The sequence below is a fragment of the Salinicoccus sp. Marseille-QA3875 genome (genome assembly GCF_054950095.1).
In genome coordinates this window covers 1,582,168-1,594,064 of sequence record NZ_CM143103.1, presented here as the reverse complement: position 1 = coordinate 1,594,064, position 11,897 = coordinate 1,582,168, and the positions used below count along the sequence as shown (strand labels likewise).

Genomic DNA, 11,897 nt, shown 5'->3' with positions numbered 1-11,897 from the left:
CAATACAACAATCATAACATAATCAATATACTAAAATTAAAAAATATCCAAACACTTTATGATAAATGTTTGGATATTCAGACTTAAGTCTTAGTTATTCATTTTTGTTATCTTCTGAACGGACTTTCTGTTCAAACTTAGCAAGCTGTTTTTCTGCAAATGAACGTCCGCCGATACCAAATGATATTGCGAAAGCGACAGCAATTGCTCCAAGTATTAGAAGGAATGCAGCATTTACAATGCTTTGTGCAAAGTTCAACTGATCTAAAGTCATGAACACTGCAACAATGATCAGTAGATATTTAACGATTTCACCAAAGAATCTGTTGCCTGTACTTTTAACGATGACAGAGGATATGATGTTTCCTCCGACAAAACCAAGCGCCAGAATGATGGCTGCTGATAGAACGAGTGGCAGGTAAGCAATGATTGCCCCGCCGATTGTATTCAAGATTTCTAAATTCAATACACTTAAAGCTTCCACTACGAAGAACAGGCCGATAAGCGCTGTAACAATCCATCCTGTTGCAGACGGAATATCCACTGCATCTTTGTTCTGTCCAAAGTTTACATATTTGTTATATTTACTTGCATTGATATTAGCAAGAAGGTTTCGAACCAGGGTACCTACCAATTTGGCAATAAACAGACCCAGTACTAACAATACAGCTGACACCAGTAGTGTTGGCAGGAAGTTCAGTATATTCGTCATCATCTGACTGATTGGTGTTGCGACGGAATCCATATTCAATGCTGAGAATACTGCTGGTAAAAATAAAATGAATACCAGGTAATAAGCAATTTTGCCCAGTGTCTGTATGAAGCCCTCAGAAGCCTGTCCGCCTTCTGTTGCATTCACAAGACCTTTTTTCTGAAGCCATTCTTCAAATCCAAGAGCTCCTAAACCTTTCACGATAACGTTTTTAATGACAGTGGCAATAATCCAGGCAAGCAGTAAGTATAATAATGCTGCGATTAAACTTGGGATAAAATTAATAATGTTGGAAAACATATCGTTAAACGCATTTCCAATGTTAGACATAAATGTAACCTCTCCTTATTTTTCATGATATAAGTCCTCTTGCCTTAATAATTGACATTTAAACGGAAACCTCCAAAAAAAGTAAAAATTAACTAAATGAACTCAAATATGTAATTAGTTATAATACACCTTGCATGCAAAGTGAATTTAAATAAGCATTAATCATACTTTATGAACCTCATTTCAATTATATTCTCTAACTTTTATACCCTAAGTATTCCGAAAATTTAGATAATATTATTGATTTTCTTTTCGATATTTTATAAGATTTATTTAAGATATTTGAAAAATGTAATGTGCTTATAATTTTAAAATTGAATATAGGGGATGTTTGAGATGGAAACAATTACAGCAATATCTGACTTTCTTTGGGGTTATCCAATTATAATTGCTCTTCTTGTGACGAGTGTTTTCCTGACCTTCCGACTAAAGTTTTTCCAATTCAGAAGACCGTTTTACATTTTCCAGCAAACCATTGGACAAGTCGGCAAAAAAACAAAAGGTAAAGGTACTGTAACGCCATTCCAGACATTGACGACTGCATTGTCATCCACGATCGGCGCTGCCAATATCGTCGGAGTTCCTGTAGCCATAATGCTCGGCGGACCCGGAGCACTGTTTTGGATGTGGGTAATCGCTTTTCTCGGAATGGCTTTGAAATTCGGAGAAACGACGTTAGGTGTCTACTACCGTGAGAAAAATTCGATCGGTGAATATGTCGGCGGGCCGATGTATTATATGAGAAATGGAATCAAGTGGCCGAAAATCGGTAAATTTCTTGCGGTCTGGTATGCATTCTTCCTGATGATAGAGTTGATACCAAGCATAATGGTTCAAAGTAACTCGGTCGCAAGTACAGTCAGCACAACATTCTCCGTCCCGCCGGTAATTACCGGTATCATTGTCGCTGTACTTGCAGGTATTGTCGTGTTCGGCGGTGTTAAAAGAATTGGCCGGGTCACTTCGTATCTAGTTCCGTTTATGGCTTTATTCTACATTATTGCAGGCAGCATCATCATTTTAATAAATGTCGATATGGTACCTGAAATATTAGCACTGGTATTTACCGAAGCTTTCAATCCGACCGCTGCTCTTGGAGGCGGTGCCGGTGTTGTTTTGGCTGAATCCATCCGTTGGGGATTTGCACGTGGCATATACAGTAATGAAGCCGGACTCGGTACTTCACCCATTGCCCATGCCGCCGCAAAAACCGACGATCCGACAGGCACTTTGGGCTGTCATTCAAATCATCGTCGACACTTTGGTCATATGTACAATTACCGGTCTTGTCGTTTTGATGACTGGTGTATGGCAGCATAATGATGCACATGAGGACAGTGTCAGAGAATCATTGACAGCGCGTGCTTTTGAAGAGTCTTTTGGAGCTTTTGGAGGCGGCCTGATTGCGGTTGCGTTGATTTTCTTTGTTTTCTCAACAGTTACAGTCGTCATATTTTATGGCGCAAGGCAGGCTGAATTCCTATTTGGACTATGGGCAGGCAAAGTGATTAAAGTCGTCTATATCATTTCCATCATTATTGGAGCCATCGGCGGAGCAACATTCTTCTGGTCGCTGCTCGACTTGACTTTATTCTTTGTCGTACTGCCCAACCTGATTGCTGTAATTATCATGTCTCCTAAAATCGTGGAACTCTATAATGAGTTTTTCCATACAGAAGGTAAATACTATAAAAAAGATACGGAATAATTAAAAAGAGCTGCTTATGCAGCTCTTTTTTTAACCTGTCATTATTTTATTTAACTCCCCGGCATCTTTTATATCGATGCCCAGCTTATCCAATGTCAAGCCGATTTCAAAATAATCTCTTTCAAGCAGTACGCCCGTCAATGTGATGACCGAATCCATGACGGGAGTATCGACACCGACTGCATCAGCAATGCTTGCCCAAAGGACCAGGCCGCTTTCCACATCTTCTGTGATATAACGGTTTTCAAGATCGGTCGGTCCGAGTATGTCTTTCAGCATTGGTGATTCATTAAACTGTTCAAGCAGCGGCTTACCTTTTTCAAAATAACCGCTTCTCTCACTGCGGGAAGATTTATCTACTGCTTCATAGCCCAATACTTTACATATTTCCTGGCGTTCTTCATCAATTTTATGGACGACGTTTACAGTATGCTCAGTTATACCTTCTTTGTATAAATAAAATGAATCACCCGCATAGTCTATACGTCCCGCGTTTAATATTGAAGGGCCTGGGTGACTTTCCGGATTGCCGTTATTCAATGTCACTTCTATGATTGTGTCCGCTTTGACAAAATCATACATTTCACTTAAAACTTCCAACATCTCATCAGTATCTTTGGCCGGGTATGCTGCAAACAGATTATGTTGATTGTAACCGATTAAATTCGCTTCATTCGTTTCTGCATTGTACCTTGATGCATAAGTGAGTGACATCGATTCCCCTACTTTGACATCCTTTTCTATCCCCATATTCTTAAGGACATTGCGCAGCCTGATACTGCACATGGCGCTTGCGCTGTTGATATATATGTGCTGCCCGTCTTCCAGGTATGGTGCAATATTTGCAGTCACTTTCTCCACAGCAGGGGCAGGAATCGCCAGCATTAACACATCCTGCCCACTGACCGCTTCTTCAACATCTCTCGTAAACGAATGTATTTTAACCGCTTCACCGTTTAATATGATTTCATTGCCTGCACTGATTTTTTCCAGGTTTCTCTTTGACTCCGCAGATTGATATAAAGTCACTTCATGTCCTGATTTAGTCAAATCTGCTGCTGCAGTTACACCGCCATGTCCGGCTCCAAAAATACCAATTTTTAATGTCACCTATATTCCTCCTTTTCGATAAACCACTTCGCCATCTATAATTGTATATAATACTTCTGTTTCTAATAGCTCATCCGTTTCGACAGTCATTACATCTCTGTCGAATACTGTGAAATCTGCCATGCAGCCTTCTTTGATCTGACCAGATCTATCACTGCGATGAACGATCTCAGCCGCATTTTTAGTATACATTTGAAAGGCTTCGAATACACTGATTTTTTCACTTTCATTATAAACACCGGTTTTACCATGCCGTGTAACGAGTGCATGAACACCCTGCAGCGGGTTCACATCTTCAATCGGGCCATCCGAACCGCCGCCAAGGAGAAGTCCCTTATCCGACATGGTTCTGAAATTGTACAGTCGTTCAGCTCTTTCTTTACCTATATAATCTTCCACCCACGGCATATCAGAAGTCAGGAATGTAGGTTGAACATCGCATATGACATCAAGTTCCGCCATTTTGTCCATCATTTTTTCATCGAGCAGACTCACATGAATCAGTCTATCGTACAGCCCTTTTTTTACAGGATATTCCTCTATCACATCAAGTACGAGTTCCGTTGCCTGGTCGCCTATCATATGAACGGCTACAGCATCATCATTCTTTCTCGCTTTTTTGACCAGTTTCTCTAAATTTTCCCTGGTGTGTATTTGCAGTCCTGTATTGTCAGTCCCTTCATAAGGTTCCTTCATAAGAGCTGTCTGACCCCCGAAAGCGCCGTCAATAAAGATTTTCATGGCATCAGCCTCTACCCAATCCTTTTTAAATTCAGGATTTTTCTCTATCATCTCTTCGTAAACCGATTCGTGTCTCAAAAGATTCACTCTGAACTTAAGCTGATCTTTACCGATCGTATTCAAGTAGGCATTCAGCGGCACATCGTTCGGACCGTATGCTGCCATATCTTCAGTGTGTACACCTGTCACACCCAGTGTATATAAATATTTTACAGCCTGTATAATATCATCACTGACCGATTCGACCGTGTCATCCACCTGCGCTTCCCTGAACTGGTCGAATGCCTTATCATAAACCCAACCTGTCAGCTCACCGTCTTCATCTCTTTCATAAGAACCGCCTTCAGGATCCTCAATCTTTTTATCTATGCCAAGAGCTTCCAGCGCTTTAGTGTTCACTATGCCTGCATGCTGGCATACTCTCGCAACGATGGTCGGTTTATCCGTCAGAACATCCAGCTCGGCACGGTTCAGACGGTAGTTGTTTTCAAAGTTGTTTTCATCATATCCGAGGATCATATTCCATTCTTTGTCGGAATGATGGCCTTTAATCAATTCTTTTACATGATCAATATCATTTTCATCATATAAAACAAGTGACTTCAACTTTTTACCGAGCATCACCAGATGCATATGTGTATCATTTAACCCCGGCAGCACAGTAGCGCCTTTCAAATCGATGATTTCATCGGCAACACTTTCATCAGCATCCAATCCGGTGATGATTCCGTCTTCCACCATTACACTGTCGAAAGTCTCACCTTCAGCATTCATACTGTAAATTTTTCCGTTTTTATATAAAGTTTTCAAAATACCGTCCCCTTTAAAAAATACTTCATATTATATGAATATAATATGAAGTATTTCAATATCACTCGTCGTCATCTTTACTCAGTTCTTCACTGCGGTTTGCCGCAGCATTCAACGTTTTAATCAGTATTCTTTTCAGACCGTCTCCGTCAAGGGCATCAAGTCCAGCCTCAGTCGTACCGCGTTTGGACGTTATATTCTTGCGCAGATCACTGAATGACAGCTCTGAATCCTCAACCATCTTTCCTGCTCCGATCACCAGGTTGCGGGTAAGGAACATCGCCTCTTCTTCATCAAATCCCAGTTCCATCAAACTTTCGGCATACATTTCATATATATAGTAAAGAAAGGCTGAACCTGAACCGGTTGCAGCTGTTATATTGTGCATTTCATCCTCTTCCACAGTCACTGTAGTACCGAAACTTTCCATCAGCTCTATCAGTTCATCCCTGTCGGTAAAGTTGCTGGAATATGATATGCCATTTACCGAATGCTGCACCATCGCGTTTGTATTCGGCATGATTCTCGCAATTGGGTTTTCGGTTTTAAGTTCCCGGCGAATAGTCTTAATTTGAGTACCCGCCATGACTGATACCACTTTTGTCTTTGGTTCCAGATATGGCCGGATTCTACTTGCAACAGAAGGAAAACTCTGCGGTTTACTTGCAAGTATCACATAATCCGTATCTTTTAATAGTTCCGGATCATCATATGATACATTGACACCCAGGTTGTCTTTGAAAAACATTATTTTTTCCTGCATGCTTCTACTCGTCAAGTATATATCTGAAGGTGCTACAACACGATTCTCGATCATGCCGATAAAAATAGCACTTGCCATGTTTCCTGCACCGTAAAAGACAATCTTCATCAAATCAACTCCATTAAAATTTTTGACCCATGCTTTATCTTAACAAACTGATATAAAAAGTGAAGTTTAATCTGCATTAAATATAAAATACGATGGCAGTGTAGTGTAATCCGCTTGCGATGATTATAAAGAAATGCCATATCATATGGAAGTACTTTCTTTCTTTTTGAGAATAAAACCATGCACCCACCGTGTAACTGATACCACCCAGCAGGATGAGACCGATGAAAATCCAGCTTGTTTCACTGATGATGATCGGAGTGAATATAACCGCCATCCACCCCATCACAAGATAAAATATCATGCTGACTTTAGAGCTGACTTTTGGACTCAATACTTTATAAAGTATACCCAGTACAGCTGCAGTCCATTGGATGACCAGTGTCGTCATACCCCAAAATCCACCGATGACAGAAATTGCAATAGGTGTGTAAGTCCCTGCGATTGCAACATATATGAAACTGTGGTCAAGAAGTCTCATAATATATTTATGTTTTGTGTTGTGTTCCATCGAATGATATAAAGTCGAAGTCAGAAACATCAATAGAATACTGATGACATATACAGAGCCGCCGATTGCAAATTCGACGCCGCCTCCTATATACATATAGACTGCCGTAAATGGAAGAAGGATTATGAATATTAAAGCGGCCACTCCGTGACTGACACTGTTGCCAACCTCTTCACCAAAAGATAACGGGATGACGCCGCGCAGTGAACGTTCTATCTTTGTCTCTTTGTTTTCTGTTGCCTGTTTTACGGTCCCGTCACTTTTAGTCATTAGATCAATCCTTCTGATTTAAGATCCTGATATGCTGTTTCCACACTGTCTTTGCCTTCTTTATTTTTCAGCGGAGAGAACTCACCTTTTCTGTCCACTTGCAGAGTGTTGTGCTTTACAGCATATTTGAATGCATCGAAATAAAACTTCTCGAATTTCAGCACTTCTTCTTTCACTTCATTTAAATCATTGTCCAAAAAATCAAGTTTCTTCAATGCCAGATGGTAGGGCATTTCAGCTTTTCCGACAGTATCCAGAAAATCCGTCGTAAAGATATGGATGCCGATGTTGCCGTTTAAAAACTGTCTGTCCGTCCCTTCCGGAAGTTCGGTATACTCTACAACTGCTTTGACGCCGTCTGCTAAACTCAGACGTCCGACACTCTCACCCGGTTTTGGAACGATTGATTTTGAAGTGATTTCATTGCCATTATCCAAATGCAGTCCGGCGAGCAGTGTATCGAGTACTTTAACAACTGCATTATCCACATTATTCATGAATACATGTTTGACACCGCGGCGCTTCATATCCTCAAGCATTCCTGAGTTATATAATGAAGCGAAAATGCCGCCGTTGCCATTTGGCGTCAGCATGATATCTTTTTTTGGAGTCAACAGTAACGTTTTATTTTTTCTGACTGGTGGAAAATGTTCCTGCTTGAAAAAATGAATATTTTCCTTCGGCAGTCCAAAGTATTTATTTTCTCCAAAAAAGCTTAACGTTTCTTCATGATTGATATCACTTGTCATGATATACCAATGCACCGGGGCACTCTCTGTTGACATATATTTCTTTAACTGTCTTGCCTGCAGCTCGAACAATGATACGCCGTCAAAAGAAAATGTGCCTTTCGGACCGGGATGCTGAAGGCGTGTGCCCTGTCCGCCTGCCATCAAAAGAACGGCAAATTCACCTTTAAAGACTGCGCTCTCTGCTCTTTCCCTTAATTTTTCTTTTTGGAAATCATCTATATCATCCGTTGATACGTATTGAATCTCTTCTATCTTTTCCATATCCAATGTTTTCGGACTTACATATGTCTCTTCATACACTTTTTCAATATGTGCGATATCCAATGCTTTAAATGATTCATCCAGTTGCTGCTGTTCCGGTGCATTTAATTTGCTATATTGAGGTATCCATTTTTCGATCATAGTCAAACTCCTCATAAGATTATTCAGTGATTACTTTGCGGATGAGGGGGATTTCCGTCTCATTGTCACCAATCTTGTAATTTTCGAGTATTTTTTGTTTTACCGCTTCGACATCTTCAGAGTTGCTGTAGATGGTGACCAGTGATTCTCCGTTTTCTACACGGTCTCCCACTTTTTTATTGAGCATCAGCCCCACAGCCAGATCAATGACATCTTCTTTTGTCTGACGGCCTGCACCCAGCATACTCGAAGCAACACCCATCGCTTCCGATCCGATTTTTTCTACAAATCCGGATTTTTCCGCTTCGACTTCGAATGTATACTTCGCCTGAGGCAGTTTGCTCAAGTCATCAACCATCGACGCATCTCCGCCCTGATTTTTCAAAAATACTTTAAATTTCTCTAAAGCACTGCCATCATCTATTACTGCCTGGAGTTTAGTCCGCGCTTCTTCGAGTGTGTCAGCCTTGCCGCCGAGAACCACCATCTGGCTGCCTAATTCAACGCTCAGCTCGGTCAGATCTTCCGGCCCCTGCCCTTTAAGCGTTTCAATCGCCTCTTTCACTTCAAGAGCGTTTCCTATTGCTCTGCCGAGCGGCTCTTCCATGCTTGAAATAATCGCCATGGTATTACGTCCTACATTATTTCCGATGGATACCATCGCGCTCGCGAGTTCAGTTGCATCTTCCGTTGTTTTCATAAATGCACCGTCTCCGACTTTGACATCGAGAACAATTGCATCGGCGCCTGCTGCAATTTTTTTGCTCATGATCGAACTTGCAATGAGTGGGATCGAGTTTACAGTTGCGGTAACATCTCTGAGTGCATAAAGTTTTTTATCCGCCGGCGTCAAATTGCCTGACTGACCGATTACCGCCACTTTGTCGCGGTTTACAATATCGATGAATTCCTGCTCGGTAATTTCCACGTGGAAACCTTCAACAGCTTCCAATTTATCGATTGTGCCGCCTGTGTGACCCAGTCCCCGTCCGCTCATTTTTGCCACCGGCACATCCAGCGCCGCAACCAACGGTGCCAACACAAGCGTCGTTGTATCACCAACGCCACCGGTCGAGTGTTTATCCACTTTCACACCGTCGATTTCAGACAGATCTATCTGATCGCCGGAAGCCACCATCGCCATTGTCAGGCCGGCTCTTTCTTCGTCATTCATATCATTGAAGAAAATCGCCATCATAATACTCGAAACTTGATAATCCGGAATTTCATCATTAGTATAGCCATCTACAAAAAACTCGATTTCCTCTTTTGTCAGTGGTTGATTATCACGTTTTTTTGCAATAATATCTACCATTCTCATAAAATCACTCCTTTAATGTTAATTACTTCTTCCAATCGAATGGTGGTCTCTTGCATCTTTATAATAATCCAGCAGCCGCTTGGAGGCATTATCCCATGAAAACTTCAAAGCTTCTTTTCGTGCCTCTACTTTTATATTATTGAATCTCTCTTCGTCATCAATGACTTCAACAGCATCCAAAAGGCTGTTGAGGTCCTCATTTTCATAGAGCATGCCATTGACTTCATGCGTAACCTGTTCCATAGTCGGTCCGCTTTTTGCTGCAATGACCGGCAGGCCTGAGGCCATGCCTTCCAATATGACCAAGCCCAGTGTTTCCGAGATGCTCGGGAAGATGAAAGCATCACTTGAAGCATATGCTTGAGAAAGCTCTTCACCATGCAGAAATCCGGTGAAAACCGTTTTGGTGCCTTCAAAGACTTTTTCAAGGTCATTTCTTGCAGGGCCGTCTCCGATGATTGCGAGGCTGATATCCGACCGCTTTTCAAGCATGGGCAAAAGCTTATGTATTTCTTTTTCAATTGCCAGCCTTCCGATAAAGACAAGAAGTTTATTATCAGGTTCCCCATTTGTAAGCCGTTCTCTCATCGCTGCATCTTTAAATTTTGGGTGGCGTTTTTCAACGTCGACTCCACGCGGGATTACAGACAGGCGTTCGATGCCTTCCGTATTCAGTTCTTCTTTAATCGTTTCAGAAGTAACCAGATTAATATCCGCATTTTTATGTTGTCTTCTGATATACCACCATAGTAATGGTTTGGCAGGTTTATATATTTTGTAAAAATCCAGGTATTTCGGCAAATGAGTATGATAGGAAGAAACTAGAGGAAGATCCAATTTTTGCGCAGCTTTAACTGCACTTGTGGCCATCAGCAATGGATTGACTGCATGGATAACATCCGGTTCAAACTTCTTCAGCTCATGATAAACTTTACGTGATGGAAAACCCCATTTTCTATACCTGTAAAAAGGGAAAGTGATCGGTTTTACACCAATCACTTTTGCACCCTTGTACTCTGTCACACCAAGATCTGGTGCGATTACCAGTACTTCATGGCCTTCACGTAAAAAATATTCGATTGCCTTCTTCAACCTTGTTACAATTCCATCGGTCGATGGTAAAAATGTTTCTGTTACAATCGCTATCTTCATCCGTTAATGCCTCCACATTTCTAAACTCTTATTTCCATGTCACTGTCGGGAGAACGTTATCCACTATGATTCTATCTTTATGCTGAAGTGAATATTCAAGTATCTCTTCAAGCACTTCATCAGTCAGAAGGTTCGGTTCCAGACCTAAGTCGATCAGTGCTGTATTGATTGCATTATAATAATGTTCTTCCTTTTCAACACGCGGGTTTTCGACGTTTGAAACTTCTACGTCTATGTCGAGGCCTTTCGCGACTTTTTGTATTTTTTGTGCAAGTTCCAAAACGGAGAATGATTCCGTGAACTGGTTGAACACTCTGAATTCACCGCGGTCTGCAGGATTTTCAGCTGCAATTTCAACACAGCGGACTGTATCTTTGATGTTCAGGTAACCTCTTGTCTGTCCGCCTGCACCGTATACTGTAATATCATGACCGATCGCAGCCTGTGTCAGGAAGCGGTTCAGGGCAGTACCGAAGATCGCATCATAATCCAGACGGTTTACAAGGACAGGGTCCTTTAAAGTTTCATCTGTATTCAGACCGTAAACAACACCCTGGTTAAGATCTGTCGCACGGATACCCCAGATTTTACATGCGAACATGATATTGTCTGTGTCGTGCACTTTTGTCAGATGGTAGAAAGAACCCGGTTGTTTAGGGAATGGAAGAACATCTTTCCTTCCTTTGTGCTCAACTTCGATATATCCTTCTTCTATATCAATATTAGGCTGGCCGTATTCACCCATCGTACCTAATTTGATCAAATGGCAGTCCGGTTCAAATTCTTTGATTGCATACAGTACATTCAGGTTTCCGATGACGTTGTTCTGATGTGTATACACTGCATGCTCTCTGTCTATCATGGAGTATGGTGCCGAACGCTGTTCCGCAAAATGAACAAATGCTTCAGGTCTTTCCTGTTTGAATACAAGACTCAGGAAATCATAATGGTTTAAATCACCTTCGTAAACCTTGATTTCTTTACCAGTCAGTTCTTTCCATTTCGCAACACGATCTTCCAGCGATGCAATTGGTGTAACTGAGTTAGAATTAAGTTCTTTGTCATACTCTCTTCTAACCAGGTTATCTACTATGGTAACTTCATGACCTTTTTCAGATAAATAGAGTGCAGTCGGCCATCCGCAGAAACCGTCTCCTCCAGCTACAATAATTCTCATTTGAACATCCTCCGATTCACTTCGTATAAT

Annotated in this window: 9 protein-coding genes and 1 pseudogene; 1 reads left to right on the top strand and 9 read right to left on the bottom strand. The window is 41.4% G+C overall.

The features are described 5' to 3' along the window. Positions 1-94: 94 nt before the first annotated feature. The gene (locus ACY8DT_RS08165) at positions 95-1,042 is read right to left on the bottom strand and encodes a mechanosensitive ion channel (protein ID WP_052255568.1); all 948 of its coding nucleotides are present in this window, start codon (positions 1,040-1,042) and stop codon (positions 95-97) included. 336 nt (positions 1,043-1,378) lie between these two features. Here ACY8DT_RS08165 and ACY8DT_RS08160 point away from each other — a divergent pair. Next, positions 1,379-2,750: pseudogene (locus ACY8DT_RS08160) on the top strand (alanine/glycine:cation symporter family protein). Between the two features lie 30 nt (positions 2,751-2,780). Here ACY8DT_RS08160 and ACY8DT_RS08155 read toward each other — a convergent pair. The 8 genes from ACY8DT_RS08155 to ACY8DT_RS08120 form a co-directional block, all read right to left on the bottom strand. Further along, entirely contained in the window at positions 2,781-3,860 is a 1,080-nt protein-coding gene (locus ACY8DT_RS08155) for an NAD/NADP octopine/nopaline dehydrogenase family protein (RefSeq protein ID WP_462419823.1), read from the bottom strand. Beyond that, on the bottom strand, positions 3,861-5,411 hold the full coding sequence (locus ACY8DT_RS08150; protein WP_462419822.1) for an amidohydrolase: 1,551 nt from the start codon (positions 5,409-5,411) through the stop codon (positions 3,861-3,863). 61 nt (positions 5,412-5,472) lie between these two features. Next, complete coding sequence (gene proC, locus ACY8DT_RS08145; RefSeq protein ID WP_462419821.1) at positions 5,473-6,282, bottom strand: pyrroline-5-carboxylate reductase; 810 nt, start codon at positions 6,280-6,282, stop codon at positions 5,473-5,475. A 76-nt stretch (positions 6,283-6,358) separates the two neighbouring features. Then, positions 6,359-7,063 carry a PAQR family membrane homeostasis protein TrhA gene (gene trhA / locus ACY8DT_RS08140; protein ID WP_462419820.1) on the bottom strand — a complete coding sequence of 235 codons (705 nt, stop codon included), beginning with the start codon at positions 7,061-7,063 and terminating at the stop codon, positions 6,359-6,361. Continuing rightward, on the bottom strand, positions 7,063-8,217 hold the full coding sequence (locus ACY8DT_RS08135) for a UTP--glucose-1-phosphate uridylyltransferase (RefSeq protein WP_462419819.1): 1,155 nt from the start codon (positions 8,215-8,217) through the stop codon (positions 7,063-7,065). The genes trhA and ACY8DT_RS08135 overlap by 1 nt, the downstream gene beginning before the upstream one ends. A 19-nt stretch (positions 8,218-8,236) precedes the next feature. Then, on the bottom strand, positions 8,237-9,538 hold the full coding sequence (locus tag ACY8DT_RS08130) for a pyrimidine-nucleoside phosphorylase (protein WP_462419818.1): 1,302 nt from the start codon (positions 9,536-9,538) through the stop codon (positions 8,237-8,239). Between the two features lie 18 nt (positions 9,539-9,556). Continuing rightward, complete coding sequence (locus ACY8DT_RS08125; RefSeq protein WP_462419817.1) at positions 9,557-10,690, bottom strand: glycosyltransferase family 4 protein; 1,134 nt, start codon at positions 10,688-10,690, stop codon at positions 9,557-9,559. Positions 10,691-10,718: 28 nt separating this feature from the next. Then, on the bottom strand, positions 10,719-11,867 hold the full coding sequence (locus ACY8DT_RS08120; RefSeq protein ID WP_462419816.1) for an NAD-dependent epimerase/dehydratase family protein: 1,149 nt from the start codon (positions 11,865-11,867) through the stop codon (positions 10,719-10,721). Between the last annotated feature and the right edge of the window lie 30 nt (positions 11,868-11,897).

Coding starts and splice junctions, on each gene's coding strand:
- ACY8DT_RS08165 (WP_052255568.1), bottom strand. CDS start 1,042: ATGTCTAACATTGGAAATGCGTTTAACGATATGTTTTCCAACATTATT.
- proC (WP_462419821.1), bottom strand. CDS start 6,282: ATGAAGATTGTCTTTTACGGTGCAGGAAACATGGCAAGTGCTATTTTT.
- trhA (WP_462419820.1), bottom strand. CDS start 7,063: ATGACTAAAAGTGACGGGACCGTAAAACAGGCAACAGAAAACAAAGAG.
- ACY8DT_RS08135 (WP_462419819.1), bottom strand. CDS start 8,217: ATGATCGAAAAATGGATACCTCAATATAGCAAATTAAATGCACCGGAA.
- ACY8DT_RS08130 (WP_462419818.1), bottom strand. CDS start 9,538: ATGAGAATGGTAGATATTATTGCAAAAAAACGTGATAATCAACCACTG.
- ACY8DT_RS08125 (WP_462419817.1), bottom strand. CDS start 10,690: ATGAAGATAGCGATTGTAACAGAAACATTTTTACCATCGACCGATGGA.
- ACY8DT_RS08120 (WP_462419816.1), bottom strand. CDS start 11,867: ATGAGAATTATTGTAGCTGGAGGAGACGGTTTCTGCGGATGGCCGACT.